The organism is Candidatus Methylacidiphilales bacterium (genome assembly GCA_030054035.1).
In the GTDB taxonomy this organism is placed as follows: domain Bacteria; phylum Pseudomonadota; class Gammaproteobacteria; order JASGCS01; family JASGCS01; genus JASGCS01.
The window spans coordinates 1-22,700 of the sequence record JASGCS010000016.1; the positions used below are offsets into that span (position 1 = coordinate 1).

General features: G+C 39.2%; 11 protein-coding genes. 7 read left to right on the forward strand and 4 right to left on the reverse strand.

Translation table 11 applies throughout. From position 1 onward, the window contains the following. The 3 genes from QM538_07620 to QM538_07630 all read left to right on the forward strand — a co-directional run. Window positions 1-1,645, forward strand: a 1,645-nt coding sequence (locus QM538_07620) for a hypothetical protein (GenBank protein ID MDI9348355.1), incomplete at its 5' end; no start/stop codon positions are given. Next, window positions 1,636-3,000 carry a bifunctional UDP-N-acetylglucosamine diphosphorylase/glucosamine-1-phosphate N-acetyltransferase GlmU gene (gene glmU / locus QM538_07625; GenBank protein ID MDI9348356.1) on the forward strand — a complete coding sequence of 455 codons (1,365 nt, stop codon included), beginning with the start codon at window positions 1,636-1,638 and terminating at the stop codon, window positions 2,998-3,000. The genes QM538_07620 and glmU, both read left to right, overlap by 10 nt. A gap of 1 nt (window position 3,001) precedes the next feature. Next, a complete protein-coding gene (locus tag QM538_07630) occupies window positions 3,002-3,937 on the forward strand; it encodes an ABC transporter ATP-binding protein (protein ID MDI9348357.1) in 936 nt (311 codons plus the stop codon). 77 nt (window positions 3,938-4,014) lie between these two features. Here QM538_07630 and QM538_07635 read toward each other — a convergent pair whose 3' ends face one another. The 4 genes from QM538_07635 to QM538_07650 all read right to left on the reverse strand — a co-directional run bounded on the left by QM538_07635 (window position 4,015) and on the right by QM538_07650 (window position 10,367). Further along, a complete protein-coding gene (locus tag QM538_07635) occupies window positions 4,015-4,341 on the reverse strand; it encodes a hypothetical protein (GenBank protein MDI9348358.1) in 327 nt (108 codons plus the stop codon). 147 nt (window positions 4,342-4,488) lie between these two features. Then, the gene (locus QM538_07640; GenBank protein ID MDI9348359.1) at window positions 4,489-7,800 is read right to left on the reverse strand and encodes a PAS domain-containing hybrid sensor histidine kinase/response regulator; all 3,312 of its coding nucleotides are present in this window, start codon (window positions 7,798-7,800) and stop codon (window positions 4,489-4,491) included. A 13-nt stretch (window positions 7,801-7,813) separates the two neighbouring features. Next, window positions 7,814-8,446, reverse strand: a complete 633-nt coding sequence (locus tag QM538_07645) for a response regulator transcription factor (protein MDI9348360.1) — start codon at window positions 8,444-8,446, stop codon at window positions 7,814-7,816. Window positions 8,447-8,588: 142 nt separating this feature from the next. Beyond that, window positions 8,589-10,367, reverse strand: coding sequence for an MFS transporter (locus tag QM538_07650; GenBank protein MDI9348361.1), 1,779 nt, complete (start codon window positions 10,365-10,367; stop codon window positions 8,589-8,591). 157 nt (window positions 10,368-10,524) lie between these two features. Between QM538_07650 and QM538_07655 the strand changes: the two genes are divergently transcribed. From QM538_07655 to QM538_07670, 4 genes are all read left to right on the forward strand, one after another. Further along, on the forward strand, window positions 10,525-11,883 hold the full coding sequence (locus QM538_07655) for a DcaP family trimeric outer membrane transporter (GenBank protein MDI9348362.1): 1,359 nt from the start codon (window positions 10,525-10,527) through the stop codon (window positions 11,881-11,883). 28 nt (window positions 11,884-11,911) lie between these two features. Next, on the forward strand, window positions 11,912-13,849 hold the full coding sequence (gene acs / locus QM538_07660; protein ID MDI9348363.1) for an acetate--CoA ligase: 1,938 nt from the start codon (window positions 11,912-11,914) through the stop codon (window positions 13,847-13,849). A 16-nt stretch (window positions 13,850-13,865) separates the two neighbouring features. Next, on the forward strand, window positions 13,866-15,815 hold the full coding sequence (gene acs / locus QM538_07665; GenBank protein MDI9348364.1) for an acetate--CoA ligase: 1,950 nt from the start codon (window positions 13,866-13,868) through the stop codon (window positions 15,813-15,815). A gap of 104 nt (window positions 15,816-15,919) precedes the next feature. Continuing rightward, window positions 15,920-22,700, forward strand: a 6,781-nt coding sequence (locus tag QM538_07670) for a filamentous hemagglutinin N-terminal domain-containing protein (GenBank protein ID MDI9348365.1), incomplete at its 3' end; no start/stop codon positions are given.

The window sequence follows — 22,700 nt, forward strand, 5'->3', positions numbered from 1 at the left end:
AACGCTCTCTGCCGTTACCTCAATTACTCAAACTTCAGGTTCCATTACCGTAGGAGCATCTGGAACTATCTCCCTCATCGCTACCAATGGAAATATCGGCTCCTTATTGAATCCCATTATCATTGAACGAACTTCAGGTAATTGGACTAGCTCAAACCTTACCCTCAAAGCCACCAATGGCTCTCTCTTTATTAAAACTGCATCTACTGGTGCACTCTCAGCGCTCACCGCTGCAACACCATCTATTACCTTCTTACCAACTGGCACCTTCTCACTTGAACAAACCACTGGCTCTATAACCCTCCCTGCTACCATTAACTTTCCAAATGCAACTATTAAACTTACCGCATCAGCTACCTCTGCAACCATAGATCTCTCTAGCTTCAATATTACCGCTACCTCAATCTCCCTTACTGCTGATACAAACCTCACCACTACAACGGGCATCCTAACTTCAGGAGCATCTGGAACTATCTCTCTCACCTCCACCAATGGAAATATCGGTTCCTCATCGAATCCCATTTTGATTACTCAAAACGCAATTACAGGAGACCTTATCGCAACTGCAACTGCAGGTGATATCTACCTCTCATCAACTTCTTCATCACTTACCCTTGGTGCAATTACCAGTGCAACTGCCGCCACCAATATAATTTTAATTTCCGCTTCCGCAACTAATGCTGATATTAATGTAAATGGCGGAAACATTTCTGGAGGCATGATAACCATAACTGCCAACCGCAATATTACTAACAATAATAGAACCATTACCGTAGGATCAACTGGAATTATCTCTCTCACCGCCACCAATGGGAGTATCGGTAGTGCAACCGCTCCAATATCAATTACTTGTGGCACCTGTAGTTCTTGGAGTGCGACTTCATTAGTTTTAACTAACTCTAGTAAGGCTACAACAGGCATTTTTCTAACAAGTAGCAATGTTTTTGATGCAGCGGTAATACCTAGTTCATTTACACTTGGTACTTTTTTATGGATACAATCTTCAGGCACGCTCACCTTATCAGCGATTACAAAAGAGGATGTTGATTTTATTTTTGTAGCTACCAGTGGTGCGATTTCAATTTCTAATTCTATAACTGCCAATAGTATTTCTCTAACTGCACAGTCAATTACTACTACCAGTTCAAATAACAAGTTAACTGCTCCTACAATTTCATTAATTGCAAGTGGTAGTGCAGATGATATTGGATCAAGTGCTAATAGAGTTTATATTAGTTCTGGCACAGGAGAGCCTGATTTTACCCTTGTATCAGTTATCGTTGCATCTGGAAGATCGGCTTTTCTGCGCAGAGATTATAGAACTACTCCAACTTCAAGCAATAATGATCCAGCCTTAGTTGATGTTGAAAATGAAGTGTTGTTACGAAAGTTGACCAATCGGATTTATAGCTATACAGTTACAGTATTTCATGATGGCGCTACTGCGTTTAGCGCAACAGATGACAGACAGTTCACCGTATCAAATGCTGCCCCAACCACACCTCAAGCTAGCTACACAGGCATTAGTGCTATTCTAGTGGGTGTGCTAGATGCTTTATTTGCTTTATTTGGTTCACCAACTTGTAGCACAGTAAATCCTAGCGATAATTTCTTAACCTCACTACTTCGTGGGTTATGTCCTTAGCGGTAGTTATTCTCGCTGCGGGCAAAGGAACGAGATTAAAAACCACCGTGCCTAAACCTTTAGTTCCATTTGCTTCAGGAACCTTATTAGCAATGTCATTAAGAAATGCCTACTCACTATCACCAAATAAAATTATCGTAGTGGTTGGGCATCAATCAGAGCTAGTAGAAGATGAAGCCACTCGTTGTATGAAAATATTTGGCCATTCGTCAGTCAATCTGGTTTGTTTGAAACAAACCGAACAGAAAGGTACTGGGCATGCTCTGATGGTGGCGTTGCCTGAATTGCATAATTATAAACGGGCATTAGTACTCTATGCCGACTCTCCTTTGTTGCAAGTCCATACCCTAACAAAATTACTCCAAGCCAAAGCTAAACTGGTATATCTTGGCGCTAAGATAGATAATCCCACTGGGTATGGTCGAATTGTTTTGAAAGGAAAAACTATTCAATCAATTACAGAAGAGCGGGATTGTAATGCTAGTATGAAAAAAAATAAATTAGTTAATAGCGGAGTTATTATTGCAGAAGTGCCATTGCTAGAAAGGTATCTTAAAGGCATCAAACCAAACAAATTAAATGGAGAATATTATTTGACGGATCTTGCCGCACTGGCTAAGTGTGCGCAACTCGTTATCGCATCCGACAGTGAAGAAATTCTTGGCGTCAATAGTCTTGATGAGCTACATCGGCAAGCCAAAGTATATGAACATAGAATTGCGTTAGAAGCATTACGAAAAGGGCTGTTTATCGCCGATGTTAACAATACCCATATTCGCTCTTACAGTTCGCAGTTTGTTTTTGGAGTAAATTGCACCATAGATACCGGCTGTGTCATTATCGGAAAAGTAATTTTAGGAGATAATGTACGCATTGAGCCATATTGCGTATTGATAAATGTAACCATTGGTTCAGGATCGCTAATACGATCTTTCTCTCATCTTGATGGTGTCACAATTGGAGCAGGAGTCACTGTTGGACCCTATGCTAGATTGCGTCCTGGCACAGTTTTGTCCGATGCAGCTAGAGTTGGCAATTTTGTTGAAATTAAAAAAAGCACCATTGGGGCTGGATCTAAAGTAAATCACCTAAGCTACATCGGAGACACTACCATTGGAAAAAATGTAAACATCGGTGCTGGCACCATAACTTGCAATTATGATGGCAAACAAAAACATACAACCACAATAGGCAACGATGTGTTTGTCGGATCTGGAGTAGAGCTGGTCGCTCCAGTAACTTTAGAAGACAGAGTAGTTATTGGAGCCGGAACTACCGTGCGACGATCAGTTGAGCCTGATACTTTGGTGGTAGGTCAGCCCACCCAAAAAACAATTTCTAAGAGGAACAAATAACATGTATGCAATAGAAATTGAAGGATTAGGAAAAACCTACGCAGCAAATAAAAGCCATAAAAAAAGCCACACCGCACTAAAGCAAGTCTCTTTACAGATACCGGTTGGATCAGTGTATGGTTTGCTCGGGCCCAATGGTGCAGGAAAATCAACGCTGATTAACATTCTTGCTGGCATCGTTTTGAAATCGGAAGGGAAGGTAAAGGTGATGGGGTATGATTTAGATACGCAAGAAAGTAAATGCAAATTATCTTTAGGAGTTGTATTACAAGAATTACACATAGACCCATTTTTTACCCCAAGACAAATCTTAGATTTACATGCGGGATTATTTGGAGTAAGAAAAAAAGATCGGCGCACCGACCACATCCTCTCCCTGCTCCATTTAACTGACAAAGCGAACTCTGGCTCTCAAGATTTATCAGGTGGCATGAGAAGAAGGTTAATGGTGGCAAAAGCGATGGTGCATAACCCCCCAATTCTAATTTTAGATGAGCCAACTGCTGGAGTTGATGTGGACCTTCGTCATCAATTGTGGGAAGCCATTCGCACTCTTAATGCACAAGGTACTACCATATTGCTTACCACTCATTACCTTGAAGAGGCGGAGGCAATCTGTGAGCATATTGCGATTTTAAATCATGGCAATATTATTACTGATCAACCCACAAAGCAACTCATTAAACAATTTGACAGCAAGATTCTTAAAGTACATTTGTCAGACCAGCAAAACGATATTCCCAACGCGCTGACCTCTTACCATGTTGAACTTACCAAAAAAGAAGAAGGTGGCACCATACTATCTATTCACTATAAACCCAGTGAAGTAAGTGCGGATAAGTTACTCCAACAAATTGTAGCAAGCAAACTTTCAGTAGTTGATATTCAAACCCAAGAAGCAAGCCTAGAAGATATTTTCCTACAGCTTACCCGTTAAATACAAAAATACTTTGATCTCCAGTACTCTAGAGAGTCAAACAGTGTTTGGAGTTAGCCTTGCTCTGATCGTTATAATTATTTATGCGCTTTTAAAAGGTGAGCTGTATCTGGGGGTAAGGCAAGTTTAGTTTTTCTTTTTCTAATTATTACATCTTCGAGCAAATGCACTCTAACATGCATGGAATCTTGCCTTTCATATATCCGAGCAATATCTACTTTAATCGCATGAATATCATTAGCAACTCCTTTAAACCCCTTGATCAATTCATCTATTTTATTCTCAAGTGAGGTATGGCTGACTTCCAATAATTTCATCCTATACATGGTATAAGCAAACAGTAGTGCTACTGCAAAATTGTCCCTTGCTGCTTCTAAAATGAAATTAATTAGTGCGTTATCCATGTTTCCTCCATTTTATTATATAGCCTGGTTTCATATTTATACTATTATAATTATTAATAGACATAACTACATGTGTGGTTTTCTGATTTTTACAATTTATTTATTTCTAATAATTGGCTAAATAGCAAGAAACTATTTTCCTACAACTTACCCATTAAGTTTTGAAGCGATTAGTGCTCGTAGTAGTGCTGGTTGAATTGGTTTGTGAATAAAGGCAAAGCCTTGTCTAGTAAATTTCTTTATCGGTAGCGTAAGATCGGCTGACACAATTGCAATGATTGCCTCAGGAAATTTCTTTTTGCATTGTAATGCGATGGTGTAGCCATTTTGTTTAGAGTTGTATAGATGATAGTCTATGATTATTACATCTGGGGGTTGCTTTGGTAGGTGTGGTTTGCTTGAGGTGATAATTGAAAGATCCCAACTCTGGAGTAGTTCTTGCATAGATTGTAGGCATTGTTTATCATCGTCAATATAATAAATATATTTTGATGATTTATTTTTAGAATGATTTGGTGGTGGGGAAGTTCTATCGAATTCTTGGTACGGTGCAGTTGGCACAGTGATAGTGCATACACTTCCCTTGCCTAATGTTGAATTAAAAGTTAATTTAGCTTGGATTTGCTCAGCAAATCTTCTTGCGATAGTTAGTCCTAGGCCACTACCACTTTGTTTGGTAGCGTTGGTGCCACGAAACCTTTTGCGAAAAATATTTTTCAGTTCATCTTTACGCACCCCAATACCGGTATCACGAATAGTAATAATCACTTGTTTATTTACCACGAGAAACGATATATTTATTTTCCCCTTCGGAGTGTATTTAACGCTATTTGAAATTAAGTTTTGCAAGACTCTGTGCAGCAACCGAGGATCAGAATAAACAAATAAACCACATGGTTTATAGACTAAAGTAGTGTTGGGGCTTAGTTCTGCTTTGGTAACATTAATAACTGATTCAAGTATTTCATCTAGTGAGATTGATGCAAGTACGCTGGTTTCTTTTAATGTGTCTAAATTAGAAATAGTGGTGATATCAGAAATAATTTGTTGTGCTGATTGTATGGCGGTATTAATATTTGAAGCCAGACGGAGGACTACCTTATTATTTTGTTTTTGTTCTAGACTGTTGACATACATTAATGCGGCATTGATCGGTTGTGCGACATCATGATTAAGGAGCGACAGATACAGCGTTTTATTCTTGTTGATATGTGCCACATGCCGATTAGATGCCCGCAGCTTGATCTCCGTTTGTTTTTGTTTTTCTATTTCTTGAATTAATTTTTGATTTATAGTTGCAATTTTATTAGTACGCGCTTCAACCGTGCGTTCCAATACTTGTTGCGTTTCAACAGTCTCGGTAACATCTTGGTATGTCGTAATATATCCACCACCTGGTAAAGCGCTTCCTCTAATTCTGATATGTTTATTATTAAGTAGATTACGCCGAATCGCAGTGTACGCAATGCCATTTTGAATATAGGAAAGTCTTTTTGCGACACTATGTTCTTTTGAGTATTGTGTATCAAACATACCCCGTGCTGCATTGTATTCCAGTATGGATCGAATCGGTCTGCCGATAAACAAAAAGTTATCAGGGTATTGATAAATTGACTGATAGTAACGATTCCAAGTAACTAAATTATTTCTATCATTACTAACGGCAATCCCTATTTCAATATTATCAAACATAGTCTGCATGAGTGAGTAATTTTGTTTTAGTGCGTGAGTGGTAGTATTGAGCAGCTCGGTGGCTTCTGCAATAGCAAGACCAGAGTTTGATTGGAAAGAAATTATAACATTTCGTGCCGAAGTACTCCCAATAAAGTTACTGAGATAACGCTCACAGTGCCCAATATCTAGTCCCGAAAGTAACTCGTCTTCATTGCGGATTATCGTGCGTAAAAACTGGTTAGTATTTTCATCGCCAGTAAATTTACTTAAAATATTTCTCATATCAACAAGTTTTAAGTTTGGATACGGAGAGACGGGTGTGGTTTCGCTACGGATTTGGAAATGTAATACTACAGAAGTAGTGACATATAAGAGCGCACTAAAAAGTAAATTATTTAAAATGGTTAGCGATGATATTGCAATGATTTCACCAGTCATAAGAGGCACGGCTTGCAACCAAACCCACAGAACAAAGCTAGAAACTAATGTAATCAGCGCGCTGATTGGTCGCGCATGTTTCCAGTACAATCCAAAGAGCAAGATAGGCGATAATTGTGCGATAAGTGAAAATGAAAGTCGGCCAATTTGTGTTAACGCAATACTACTGGGTAAATTTATTTGTACTAGCCAAGCCGACACTATAATGGTAATGATCACAAACTTCCGAGTTCTAAGTATTGACTTGCCACCCCGCACAGTAAAAGTATCAGAATGCTTAGAAGAGAATAAAAATGGAAAAATTAAGTCATTGGTTATAATTTGACTTAGTGCAGTAGTGGAGACAATAATCATTGCAGTGGCAGCTGAGAATCCACCCAAACACGCCAACGCAAGCAATATAGGTGAATTCAAAAACATGTTTACGGTCAAGTGATCAGGTGAGGTATGTATTAAACTTGTATTATTGGTAGCCAGTAATGCTAATAGCCAAATAGACACTATAAAAATGAGAAGATAAAAAATAAAAAAACGAATGCCAAAGTTAAAATTATTTCTAGATTGACATTCAGAAAATATCATATGGAACATTCTAGGCAAACAAATAGCTGAAAAAGCGGATATAAACGAATTAAGTGCGAAGTCTAATAATGAAAATGGTTTATTTATTAATGTCGTATGTCTCTGGATAAGTTCACCACTAGGAAGGTCTGATAATAATCGAATCGCAACAAACATAAAAATAATCATAATGACTAATTTCACTAGTGATTCAAATGCTACTGCATTTACTAACCCAGGCTGAAATGAATGGCGTTCAAATTTTCTCACTCCAAAAAATAAAACAAATAAAATCATAGCCAATGCAGTGATGACGACAGATTGCTGTTGCAGATTTGGATAATCAGTTGCTAGTATCTCAAAGATAAAAGATACCGCCTGTAATTGTAATGATATGTATGGGATAATTGCAATTGTTAAGATACAAGCAATACTTAAGCTCACTAACCGATTGTGAGCATAGAGACCGCTAATAAAATCATTGATAGTGCTATGTTCAGCATCTCGAGAGCGCTCAAAGATTGAAGTAATGAACTTCCCTGCAAAGATAAATAAAATAACTGGCCCAAGTAAGATTGGAAAAAATTGATAAAAGCTCGTTGTCGCAGTACCAACCAGACCATAAAAAGTCCATGCCGTGCAATACACCCCTAGGCTTAAGCCATAGGTGTATGGTTTTTTACTCAGCGCATGCAAAAAGGAGTTGGGATTGTCGGAGTATTTACCTATAAAAAATAAACTAATCACTAAGAAAATACATAAACTTCCTATAATAAAACCTGTCATTAGTAGCTAGGTATTAACGATGATTGTAGAGCAATACCGCTTGAGTTCGATTACGCACTTTTAATTTTAATAAAATTGAGCTAATATGGGATTTAACGGTTGCTTCAGTAATTGATAGTTGATGGGCAATTATTTTATTTTGTAACCCCTTTGCGACGAGACGGAGTACTTCATGTTGCTGGGGGCTCAAGGTGGCGATTTTTTCCAATATGCCCGCTTCAGGAGATGCCGATTGTTTTGTGGTTGCTGGAAACCACACTAACCCCTTTTGTACATGTTCTAGACAGTAAATTAGTTCAACCGTATTAAGATGCTTTGAAACAAATCCAGAAGCACCATACCGCTTAGCTTGTTCACATATCTCGGGGGTATTATCTGCGGTTAATATCACAACAGGCATGGTTTTAAACTGACTTTTGATTTTAATCAAACCAGTGAAAGAATCCGAATCTGGCAAATGTAAATCAAGCAACAAAATATCAACTTGATGCTTTTTCAAATATGCAGAAGCTTCATCAAGGGTGCCTGACCCAGTAACCAGTACCTTTTTCCCAAAATGAGATGCCAGAAGTTCTTGAATCCCACTTCGTATCAATGGATGGTCATCAGCAATATGTACGGATAGAATTTTAGTTGATTTTACCATTCACAATATATTATATAAGGTATTAAATACAATACTCGATGGTTCAATAACATCAATAAGTACTAAAAAAACACCCGCTATTATTTCAACGAAGCGGGTGTTTTTTTAGTACTTTTAATCTTTACAGCAAAATGCTTACAGCCTAGTCTTCCGCATAGATATCCCTATCTTTTGTTTCTGGGATAAAGAGCATTCCTATCACAAAGGTCATGGCGGCGATGCAGATAGGATACCATAGCCCACTATAGATATTACCTGTTTGGGCTGCGATTGCAAATGAAGTTGCAGGTAGTAATCCACCAAACCAACCATTACCAATGTGATATGGCAATGAAAGGGAAGTGTATCTAATCCTAGTTGGAAAGAGCTCCACTAATGCTGCTGCAATTGGTCCATACACCATGGTTACGAGAATAACTAAGTACGATAGGATTAGTATTGCTATTATCCAATCTACTTTTTCAGGATTAGCTTTGGTAGCTAAAACTGTTTTTGTACTCTCAACCATTTTAGTTGGGTCAATAGCATCAGGCACCATTTTGACTATCATTTTTGTTGGGTCAGCTGGGTCTGGTATTTTTTCTGTGACTGTAGTGGTAGGGTAGCCAGCATTAATTAATGTGTTATTAATAGCCGTATCAAATGCACCCGCTTTTGCTTTTGCATCATCTGGTGTGAGACCAGCAGATGAGTAGGACTCAATTTTATTGCCAGCAATTTCAATGTACGCAATAGAACCTGCAGGTAAGTCTAAGGTGTCAGAGCTAACTGAGCGTTTACTCAATGCTTGCTTGGCAATATCACAAGAGTTGGTAAATTTAGCAGTTCCTGTGGGATTGAATTGGAAATTACAATCTTCAGGGTCAGCGTAAACTTTTATCTGTGATGAGACCTGGGCTTGATATAAATCAGGATTTACAGAATTAGCCAACATCTTAAATATTGGAATATAAGTTAATGCTGCCAACAAACATCCCGTTAAGATAATGGGTTTTCTACCAATCTTATCTGAGAGAATACCAAAGATAATAAAAAATGGAGTACCAATCGCAAGTGATGCAACGATTAACCAGTTTGCAGTTACGCCATCAACTTTCATAGTGTTGGTTAAGAAGAATAAAGCATAAAATTGTCCGGTATACCACACTACTGCTTGACCAGCAGTTAACCCTAATAATGCGATGATAACTATCTTAAGATTACTCCACTTTCCAAATGCTTCACTGAGAGGAGCTTTAGAATGTTTACCTTCTTCTTTCATTTTCTTAAACGCAGGCGATTCATTTAATTTTAATCGCACATACAGAGAAATCAAGAAAAGGAAGAATGAAAGTAGAAATGGCACTCTCCAACCCCAAGCCTTGAAGGTGTCTTCACCCATGTAGGTTCTCAGTCCAAGAATAACTAAGAGCGACATAAATAAACCCAATGTTGCAGTGGTCTGTATGAATGAGGAGAAATATCCACGATTATGTGCTTGCGCATGCTCAGTTACATAAATTGCAGCACCTCCATACTCACCGCCCAGTGCTAGCCCTTGGAGCATCCGTAAGGTAATTAACAATATCGGTGCTAAGATCCCAATCGCATCATAGGTTGGAAGTAGACCGACAGCAAATGTAGATATACCCATTATTATGATCGTTAATAAGAATGTGTATTTCCTTCCAATCATATCGCCGAGCCTTCCAAAAATTAGCGCACCAAATGGTCTAACAATAAAACCAGCGGCAAAAGCTAACAGGGTAAAAATAAATGCCGAGCCAGCATCTAGTTTTGAGAAAAAGGCCGCTGCGATAAATACTGCAAGTGATCCATACAAGTAAAAATCGTACCATTCAAAAATAGTTCCTACTGAAGAAGCGAAGATAACTTTTTTTTCTTCACCGGTTAAGGGAGCTGCGGTAGTTTTTTGATTCATAACAAACCTCCTTTAGTTAAATGTTATTTCTAATTATAATAATCTAAATCAATAGTACTAATACTATCCTACATATTAGACTTTAGTATGATTGCAATAATGATTAACAAAGTTTAATATAAATCAAGTAAAGTACACTATAAAGGAGATTGCAATTATGAAATGTATTACTGGATGTAAAATTGGATTAGTCGGGTTACTTGTTTCTATGTTCTCAATAGCTCAAGCCGTTGATATAGTTTCGGGCAACACCACAGTATCACTCAAAGGGTTTATCAGAGTCAATATGCTCTCAGCAAGTTTTGATAAGGCTAGCAAGAGCTCAGCTAATGATGCAGATGATTTATCCGCCGCTCATTATTTCCCAGCCAAGGTTATTAAATGTAATTTACCAACGATAAAAGAATGCACACCTAGAACTTTTGTTGATTTGACTTCAAGACAAACTCGTTTTGCAATTAATACCAGCACAAAACTAGATGATGGCACTACCGTTGGTTCAGTTATTGAGTTTGATTTTCTAAATACAAATGTTACTGGTTCTAATTCAGTTGTTTCCAATTCATTTGTTCCTCGCATGAGATTGGCGTATGCCACTATTGCTGATGCAAATGGAACATGGACTTTTGGACAAGATTGGACTACATTTCAAACTACTGACACCTATCCAGAAACGGTTGAATTTCTTGGCACAACCGATGGTGTGATTTTTAATCGACAGCCATTAATACGATATACAACTAGTGGCGGCTTTTCAATTGGTTTAGAAAAACCCGCGACTACACTAGAAGCTGGTAAAAATAAATTAGTCGCCAATGCTAGCGCACTTAGCCTTACCAATCCAACATTTATAGGCACTTCTAGGATTCCAGATATTACTTTAAAATATGTATTTAAAAATGCTGATATGTCTGTGGCAGTTAGAGGGTTGATTCGTGAACTAGGCTACGAAGGCACAGTAGTTGCATCGGGAAAACAAATTAGTATATATGAAATAGGCTATGCGTTAGGCTTCTCTGGCAAATTTAACTTTGATGGCGGAGATGTACGCTTTACCGTTGATACAGGAAATATTGGTAGATATGGTTCCTTTGGTTCTGCAAAAGACGGGGTACTCTATGCAACAAGCCAAAACGCAGTAGATGTTAATTCCACAAGCAAAGATATTAAATTGGATTTAACTAATTCCACATTGTATTCTTTGGCGATTAAATGGAATTATGATACCCAGGTGCGTAGTACTATTGCATTTGCTGGACAAACGATTGATTTGGATAATAGTAAGAAAGGTAATTTACCTGTCGGTTCTCTACCAACACAAATAGTCTCTAGCACTGGTTGGTTCTTTAATGTATTTTATTCACCAATTAAAAACTTTGATATTGGTTTTGAATTTGGGCAAAATTTAGTATCAAATTTGAAGTATCGCACAACTGATTTTGCTTCTGACAAATTAAAGCCGCAGGTTAAAGGCACAGTTAATAGATTTGAATTAGCTTTAAAGTATTCATTCTAATCATAGCATAACCGCTTAGGGAGGTAGTTTGGCTAGAATTACTGTAGCTTCTGTAACGGATCGTCAGGGAATGATGACATTCCCTGACTTCCAGAAGCTCTATGCTAGGTCTATTGCTGATAAGTCAGAGTATTGGGGTGCTGAATCACAACAGCTAAATTGGATAACTCCATTTCATAAAGTAAAAGACACATCATTTGCTCAGGAAGATTTTAGGATTCGTTGGTTTGTTGGTGGCGAGCTAAATGTTTCTGTTAATTGTTTAGATAGACATTTGGATGCCAGAGGCAACCACCTTGCAATTATATGGATAGGTGATGAGCCAGGTAAGTATCATCGGGTAACATATCGTGAATTGCATTTGCGCGTTTGCCGCTTTGCCAATGTCTTAATCCAACTAGGGTATCAAAAGGGCGATAGAGTTATCATTTATCTTCCTATGATTGTAGATATTGTAGTAGCCATGCTGGCTTGCGCTCGCATTGGCGTTATCCATAGTGTTGTCTTTGCTGGTTTTTCTCCTGAATCAATTGCAAATAGAATTACTGATTGTGGTGCGACTGGTGTAATCACTGCAGATTTCTCTAATCGGGGAGGAAAAAAAATTCCATTATTATCTAATGTTGAAAAAGCACTTGAGCGAGATGAGTGCGCGACCATAGTTAAGCATACTATTGTAGTTAGAAACTCTATGGAAGGTGTCACTCTCAAAAACGGTTACCACTGGTACCATGAATTAGCAAAACATGCAAGTGATTACTGTGCGCCAGTTGCGGTAAAAGCAGATGACCCATTTTTTATACTCTATACTTCAGGTTCAACTGGAAAACCAAAAGGCGTCGTGCATAGCACAGCAGGGTATTTGTTATACGCGCATCATGCAATGCAAAAATGTTTTAATCTACAGCCAGATGATATTTATTGGTGTGGTGCTGATATTGGTTGGATTACTGGGCATAGTTTTGTGGTGTATGGCCCCTTGAGTAATGGAGTTACTTCAGTAATGTATGAGGGGCTACCTAATTACCCTGATAGCTCACGATTCTGGAAAGAGTGTGATGCTTTGTCAGTAACAACTTTTTTTACTGCGCCTACTGCACTCAGAGCATTGATTAAAGATGGCGATGAGTATTTGAAAAATACTAAACGAAGCTCATTGAGAATATTGGGTGTGGCTGGTGAGCCAACCAATCCTGAAGTTTGGAAATGGTATTTTGAAAAAGTTGGACATGGCAAGTGCCCAATTATTGACACCTGGTGGCAAACTGAAACTGGCTGCGCGATGATTTCTGCTATACCATTTTGCACGCCACTTGAACCAGGTTCGGCATCCGTACCATTACCAGGTATTGAGCTTGCATTACTAGATGAAACTGGAAAAGAAATTCAAGGAGAAGGAAGTGGATACTTGGTAGTTAAGGATAGTTGGCCAGGTCAAATGCAAACAGTCTGGGGCGATCACCAACGATTTTATGATACTTATTTTTCTATGTATCCTGGGTATTATTTTACTGGCGATGGGGCTAATCGTGACGCGGAAGGTTACTACACCTTAACTGGCAGGGTAGATGATGTGCTTAACATATCTGGACATCGGATTGGCACTGCCGAAGTGGAAAGCGCCCTAGTCTCACACGCTAGTGTTGCTGAGGCTGCAGTGGTAGGCTTTCCACATGATATCAAAGGTGAATCTATTTATGCTTTTGTTACACTTAAATCTGGTGTTGCAGGAAGTGAAGATTTAAAACATCAACTCAATGATACCGTTATCACCAAGATTGGCAAAATTGCTCGGGTTGATATCATTCAATTTTCACCAGCGTTACCTAAAACTCGTTCTGGAAAAATCATGCGTAGAATCTTACGCAAAATTGCTAATAATGATTGCGAAAGCCTTGGAGATATTACTACGCTTGCGGATACCAGTGTAGTGCAGGATTTAATACAACAAAGAATTGTGAGATAATGCTAGGAAATATTGTATGAAACAAAATACCATAGTCGTTAATCCAAGTAGCACTAGAACTGATGTGCAGAGTTTTGCTCAGTATCAGAGTTTGTATCAACAATCAATTTCAGATAAAGAAACGTTTTGGGGTGAGCTAGCTCAATCTACGCTTCAATGGATCACGCCATTTAGTAATGTGAAAGATACTTCGTATCAAAAAAATGATTTTCATATTCGTTGGTTTGTCGGTGGAGAAATTAATGTATCAGTTAATTGTTTAGATCGCCATTTGGCTAAGCGAGCCAATCAAACTGCAATAGTATGGATTGGTGATGACCCTCAAGATTCTAAGTCAGTTACTTACGCTGAACTGCATGAGCGAGTTTGTAGATTTGCTAATGTATTAATCCAACTAGGATACACAAAGGGCGATCGGATTATTATCTACTTACCCATGATTATTGATGCTGCCGTAGCCATGCTAGCCTGCGCGCGAATTGGTGTGATTCATAGCGTGGTGTTTGGTGGATTTTCACCTGATGCCATCAGTAATCGCATCGTAGATTGCGGTGCCACAGGCATCATCACTGCTGATTTTGGAAAAAGAGGCGGAAAAAAAATCCCTCTCAAAAGCAATGTTGATCAAGCATTTCTAGACAAAAACTGTTGTGCGCTGATTAAACATACTATCGTAATTAGAAACTCTACAGATCCTACCCCGCTTTATCATAATCAACATTGGTACCATGATTTAGCCGCCCATGCTACCAGTCATTGTCCCGCTGTGCCGGTTAAATCTGATGATCCGTTTTTTATCCTTTACACTTCTGGTTCTACTGGAAAGCCGAAGGGCGTAGTGCATGGCACCGCTGGATATTTATTATATGCAAGCTATACGCATAAACTTTGTTTTAATCTCCAAGAGGGTGATATTCATTGGTGTACTGCCGATGTTGGTTGGATCACTGGTCATAGCTATGTTGTCTATGGTCCATTAGCAAATGGCACCACCACCGTGATGTTTGAAGGCATACCTAACTATCCTGATAGCTCAAGATTCTGGAAAGAATGTGACAAACACAATGTTTCAATTTTCTACACTGCGCCAACTGCTCTCAGAGCGCTTATCCGTGACGGTAGTGATTACTTAAAAACCAGCAAACGAAATTCACTTAAAGTGTTAGGTGTGGTAGGTGAACCAACTAATCCTGAAGTGTGGAAATGGTATTTTGAACAGATAGGACATTCCAAGTGCCCAATATCAGACACCTGGTGGCAAACCGAAACAGGAGGCGTGCTTGTTTCACCCATCCCATTCACTACTCCGTTGCTTCCTGGTTCGGCAACTTTACCATTACCAGGTATTGAGCTTGCTCTTGTCAATGAACAAGGTCAAGAGTTACAAGGTGCAAGCAGCGGACACCTTGTCGCAAAAGATAGTTGGCCAGGTCAAATGCAAACAGTCTGGGGCGATCACCAACGATTTTATGAAACCTATTTTTCAACCTATCCGGGCTATTATTTTACTGGTGATGGTGCCATGAGAAATGAAGATGGGTACTATACTTTAACTGGCAGGGTAGATGATGTGCTTAATATCTCTGGGCATAGACTCGGCACAGCGGAAGTAGAGAGCGCTTTAGTAGCCCACAATGCAGTTGCTGAAGCTGCCGTGGTTGGATTTAGCCATGCGATTAAAGGTGAGGCCATCTACGCATTTGTAACTTTGAAGGGTGGGGTGCTAGGAACAGAAGATTTAAAAAACCAACTCAATGATACTGTCATAGAAAAGATTGGCAAAATTGCTCGTGTAGATATTATTCAATTCTCACCAGCATTACCCAAGACTCGTTCAGGTAAAATCATGCGCCGAATCCTACGCAAGATTGCAAACAACGAACTAGATTCACTCGGTGATATCTCCACATTAGCTGATAGTACTGTGGTGAAAGATTTGATTGAGAGCAGAATTCTTACTACATAACTAGAGCCGCCACCCATTTCGCTACCAAGCGTTAGATTAGTATTTTTTTCAAAAAGTAACTAGTTATTGTGTTAAAATCATAAACTATCATAGTAATGAACAGTATGAAATGTAGTCTACGAGAACTTATACTTACTCGTGGTATTATGTGTATTGCAAGTGTCTTGATTGCTTATACTGTAGAAGGCAGCCCAATGTTTAATTCTGTTGAGTCTGGTATCGCAACAGTTGCACAAAATGCCAATTCTACTACAATCAATCAAACTACAGATTCAGTGGTATTGAATTGGCATACATTTAATATTGCGGAAGGGGAGATGGTTAGATTTAATCAACCTTCTAGTAGCGCTGTTGCAGTTAATTCAATAATAGACACTAATCCTTCCCGTATATTTGGATCGCTTTCAGCAAATGGCAGGGTGGTGTTGCTTAACCCCAATGGTTTTTATTTTGGTGCTACTTCTTCAGTTTCAGCCAATACATTTATTGTCGCAGCCACTACATTGGCTAATAGTCATTATAATGTGCAAAGTAACACCTTAACAAACAGTAATCCTAGCTTGATAGTTTCTAATATTGAGAGTTATGGAACTATTCAAGTGACTGATCGCGTTCAGTTAATTGCAAAATCAATACATCAATCTGGCACTATTTCGGCTAGCCATTTTGGTGAGATTTCAATTCGTGCAGCATCGTCAATCACTATTTCAGGCGCTGTCACGGCACCACAGGGAACTATAGATATTTTTGCATTGCAGGGTGTGGCTACTGCAGAGGCTAGCGCTGTAATCTCAACGCAATCAGAAGAATATCAATATAATCAGGCCCCAGGTTTTATTGAGTTTTCTGGCAAATCATTAGTGATTGAACCTGCTGCCATTATTAATTCTGGCATGTTTGGCACAACATTATTAGACCCTGATTATATTGTTATTGTTTCAGGGGCTCAACCAGTTACTTGTCCTACTACTCAATGTGGTTTTGATGCATCTGGGAATAATGTAATTAGCGGGACTGGCACTACAACCTTGTATGTAAACACACTTCGTTCTATCTCAACTACTAATAGCACTTTGCATTTAAAAGCAGTGTATGGTATTTATACTTCTGGAACCTTTACTGAGGCAGGAATATTTGGCACCAGCGGTAGTAATGGGTTGACAGGCACATTAATTTTAGAAACCACTACGGTAAATAATTCGGATGTTAACAACCATATCTCAATTGGGCTACCAATATTATTTGATGATGTCGTTTCTTTGGGTGATGGAAATTGGGGCTTTTCTCATTTATTAATCAAATCTGCTACCAGTGTGAGTTTAACTGGTGCAAATAGTCTAGGATCAACATACAATCATCCTCTATATGGAGGTGGCGCTTTACGAAACGGCGGAGATTTAACTATTGAAGCACAGGGCTCGGTTACCTTAGGATCGATTTTAGCAAAATCAATTAACATCACTACAACAGGAGATGTTACAGTTACAGGGGCATTAAACACAACCCAAGAAGATGGCGACATTGGGGATTTATCAATTATTTCAGATGGCACAGTCAGTCTGGCTGGGGTGGTTAGTGCGATTACAAATATCATGGGTAGCTCTATTTCACTGAGTGGTACCGTGAGTAGCGCTGACCTTCAGCTAACTGCCAAACAAGGTGCGATAACATCCACTGCCACTGCTTCGTTGGATTCAAGCAACGGACTCTATAGTTTTACTTCAGCCACTCAGATTGGCTCACAGGCAAATCCTTTAACATTAGTTACCTTACCATCATATTTATTTATCAGCAATCCAGTTAGTGGAGCAACCCACCTAACCTTACAAGGGAGCACTTCAGCTGAGACACTTGGATTACTATTTGAAAGCACTAGCAATCAAGATGTAAAAATTTATTATAACAATAATGCCAATGTAACTACCTATCGTCTTTTTCTCTATGACAATGTTATTTTGTATGGCGGCAATACTTGTCCGACAGTAACTACACAACAGCAATGTCTAAGTGCGATTGGAGCTTCCCAAGGCACGCTATTTTCATTTATCCGCACCACAAATTCTACAACTCTCTTTACAACTCTGTATATAACTGAACAAGCGTTAGAGCAATATACTGATGAGATAAATCTAACTGCTTCCGCTGCGGTAAGCACACAAGGTACATTTAATGATTCAAATGGGAATGGCACCACTGATGTGTCTATCAGCGCAAGCGATTTTCAAATTAATACACCTGTTCTAAACTTTGGTGTTGAGCTTCTATTTACTGGGAATACGACAATAGCTGTCAACAATGGCTCGGTCGGTAGTAATGGCGCACCACTTTTAGTAAACTCATCTAATGGCACACTAGATTTACTTGCAATTGGAACTAATGCTAGTATCTATATTTCTGCCAGCGGCACAATTAAAATGCAGTCGCTAATTGCTGCGAATAGTATTTCATGTGAATTAACTTGTACATATACTTTTGGTACTAATCCAATTTCAGTAGTATCAACCTCTACCTTGAACTTGGAGTTTGATTCGGGCGAAATCGTTGGAGGGGCTGTATCTATCGGATCAAATCAAACGAATCTCCTCATCACAGATACGCTCACTGCATTGGTATCTTCTTTTGCACTGAGCGCAGACAGGATCGCGCTCAAAAATGCCACGCTTAAAGCACCGGCTACGACCATCACCGTTCTCAAGGGAGATCTAGGTAGTCAAGCAAATCCACTCACTTTGGTAACCTGCACCTCGCGCACTGATTGTCTAACCGAAGTGAGCACTGTTACTTCAAGCATTGTTACAATAAGCGCTACGAATGGCTCTATTTATTTAGGCCATGATACAAATGTTATTAAGTTACTTGGTGGAACATATACTTTTTTGCAATCTGGAGATTATCTACTTTCATTAAGACAAGGTAGTGGTAATATCGTGATTAACGCTGATCCGGCAAGGAGTACAAGTATTGTTGAATTAATTGCGCAGTCTGGAAATATTACCCAGACGGCTTCTGCAATTACCGTACGAGGGCTTTCTTTAATCAGCAAAACAGGATCAATCGGAACTGCTGCAAATCCAATTACCTTATGTTCAACCTGCACCACACCAGCACTATTGTATTTTGAATCAGCTTCAGGTATGAGTGCGCATATAAAAATATCTGGTCAGAGTAATAATAATTGGCATAGGTATATTGCTGGCCCATATAAACAGTCTGTAGTTACCTACTATGGCGCCTCGTCTTCTGCTACCTATTATCTAATGCGATACCATTCAGTAACTCTTAGCGCTGGAAGTACCTGTACTTCAACTGCAACCGCAATTTGTCTTTCAAGCATTTATAACCCCAGCAGTATTAGTAATTATTATTCATCTTCGCTCACCGATAGTAGTAATACGCTTGTTATTACCGAATCTGTTTTAGAAGGAGTTAGCTCGGGCTTTCTTATCACCATTGAAGCATTAAGAGGCATCACCTCTTCTGGGACCTTTACCAATGGACTTGCCTTAGCAAATAATACTGGACTCTTTCTTCTCACTGATCCTAGGAATATTAAATTTATTGATCCGGATTATTTTAATAACTTACTAGAACAAATCTCTGGCAGTTTTAATGTTCCTGAAGCCACGCAGTTGTGTAATTCTGGAACTAGCTACACCAATAGCTGTCAGATTAATTTAAGTGGTGTGTCAATTACGCTTACAGACTCTTCGTTTGCATCTCATAATTCTCGAGCCAATGTAACTGCGGTTTCATTGAATATAATGGGCTCTGGTGTCGCTAGAGCATTCCCTGATATACCTCCAGGCATTATATTTAGCGTCATCACTACTCCTGGCGATGTTACCTTAAAATCCTTAGCGCCAATTATTGGCACTTCAGTTGAAGGTACGGGGACTGCTAATTCTATCACTGCTCGTAATATAAGTTTCAGCGCATCGGCATTTGGTAAATGGTTCTCATTTGCCACTTCATTGGTGAGTAGTGATGAAACTGGCAATCCACTTAAGGGTTATGGTTTTTTGTATGCTGACAGTACTGCTAATGCCTTAGACAGTGCCCCCGATAGACCTAATTCTTTCAATTTGTATAACAGTGGAACAATTACAGTCTTACAAACCCTCCCCATTGCGGGATATAGAGTGAGTAGCAGTTGTCAGGTTCTGCTTTCAATTCTTTACAATAATTCTTGTTCTGTTGCAGATGAGAGATTCTTATCGCCATTGCTTAATGCCAGAGCAAGTTTATACAGCACAGGTATTCACCTTAGAGGTGGGTTTGATTTATCCAATGGAATATCAGTTATTTCTGATAGTGGTTTTTTGATAGCAAATGGAATAATTAATGCTAAGCGTCTTGGGTCATTGAGTTCAACTATCAATTTTGAATTGGTGTTAGTTAAAACTGCTGCCGATGTAAACGGATCAACGGATATCAAGCTCCCAAATTCCTCTTCACTCAGCCTTGCGGCACCTTTTAGTGGGGATAACGATCCTGGACTAAATCCATTTCTATCTTCCATCTGGATCGCTGCACCTACGGGTAAGATTATTGCACAAGAAAATACATCGGTTGGTGCGACTGATATTTTATTGTACGCCCAAGGCGATATAGGCAGTAAATCAATTCCATTACATATAGTTGGGAAAGCTAGCACTAAGATTGTAAATAATATATCAGTACCGTTTCAATTTTTTAATACTCAGTACATTAAAACAGTTACTGGCAGTAATTATTTAGCAGTTGATCTTGGATTAGATGTGTTATTCTTCAGCAGTACACTTGCATTCAAAGATACTGCCTATCTATTTATTGAAGACACCTCAACCACAAATGGCGTGAAATCAACCTCTACATTTGGCCTGGCTTACACTACCGGCACTCAGGGTTTTTTTGTTGCAAATGAAGTTTTAATTGTTCAGGTATATAACAATATCCAGATTTCTACAAATCTTAATTTTACTTACCCGGTTACCTTAATTGCAAAATCAGGGAGTATCATTGGGGGTAGTACAATTACTGCTTCTAATCTTACCCTTGAATCAAGGCAAGGTAGTATTGGTACGATTGAACAGCCCTTGACTATTGCTCGCTCTTCCGGAAGTTGGTCAACGACAAATCTAAGTCTTAGCACTCCTGCAGGATCTATCTATATTAGAACTGCTGCTACAGGAATTATTTCTACTCTCGCCTCAGCAACATCTACTATATCGTTTAGTGAGACTGGAACCTTTTCTCTAGATCAGTTCAGTGGAAATATTACCTTGGCAGACAATTTGAATTACGCTAAAAAGGGAATCAGACTTATTGCTTCAGACACTACCTCAGGTAATGGAAATATTAATCTTAGTGCTTCAACTATTTCAGTCAATAGTTTTTATAGCAACGCGAAGGGAGCTATAACTTTTGGCACCAACCCCATTACCGCTTCTTTTGCTACTTTAATTGCTAGTTCAGGAGATCTTGGAAGTGCTAATCAGCCACTCTATCTTGCTCGCCCCAGTACAGATGTTTGGACGGAGTCTAATCTAACCCTCACTGCCACAAATGGATCAATCTATACTAAAACTTCTTCAGTAGGAGTTTTAACTGCGTTAGCTTCCTCCACCATTTCATTTCTTTCAACTGGTACTTTTTCACTAGAGCAAACTGCTGGAGTAATAGATCTGACAGGCTCTATTAACTATTCCTCAGCGACCATCATTTTAAAATCCTCTACAGGTATCACAACAACTTCAGGTACTATAACTGCATCAACCATCTCCCTCACTGCCACCTCGGGCAATATTGGTTCCATCACTAGTCCTATTATCATTGCTCGCTCCTCAAGCACTTGGACATCTACTAATCTCACCCTTTCTGCGAGCGCAGGTTCTATCTATATTAAGACCGCATCTTCAGGAGCGCTGCAAGCTCTCTCTGCTACCTCCTTTAGATTACTTGCAGCTGGCACCTTTTCCCTAGAGCAATCTACTGGTGATATTATCCTCGCTTCAGCCATTAGCCTTTCAAGTGCAATGATTAGGATCATTGCTTCAGGTGCTATTGACCTAGGAACATTTTCTATTACAGCCTCATCACTTAACCTTGCCGCAGCAGGCAATATCACTGGAACAGGAACGCTAACTATAGCCAGCACTGGTATCCTTAACCTTGTTTCAAATAGCGCCTCTATCGGCACTTCATCAAATTCAATTACCATTGCAGGTGCAACTACATGGAGCGCAACCAATCTCATACTCTCAGCAACGAATGGTTCTATCTACATTAAGACTGCGTCACCTGGTGTGCTCTCTGCCTTCGCCGCTGCTACCCCAACCATTACTTTCCTCTCATCAGAAACCTTTTCGCTTGAACAAACTTCAGGTAATCTCTCAACCTCCACTCCACTCACATTCTCTGATGCATCACTGATCTTTAAAACCTCAGGAAGTTCTACATCTATTTCCACTTCCAGTATCTCTGCGAATTCAATTACGCTTACTGCTACTGGCAATATTTCAGCTTCAGGCCTTACTGCGCGTTATATTATTCTTACCTCAGACCAGAATATTATTAATACTGGCATCCTAACTGCGTTTAATATTAGCCTCAAAGCACTAAGTGGAGATATTGGCTCATCAACGAGTCCCGTGTATGTGCGAGGAACAGCTAATACTGGTGATATCACTTTCACTAGTTTTATTGCCGATGCCCGTAATATATATCTCCAGACTTCCAGAACAGCTAAAACAACCGAGTTAAATGGTCTAATTTTTACCACAAGACCATCCACTAATAAATATATCTATGTCCCTGCAGGAAATACTATATCAATTACTGAAGCACAATCACTCACCAATGACATCTCTTCATGTACCGCAGCTACCAATGGCACAGGCACCTGCA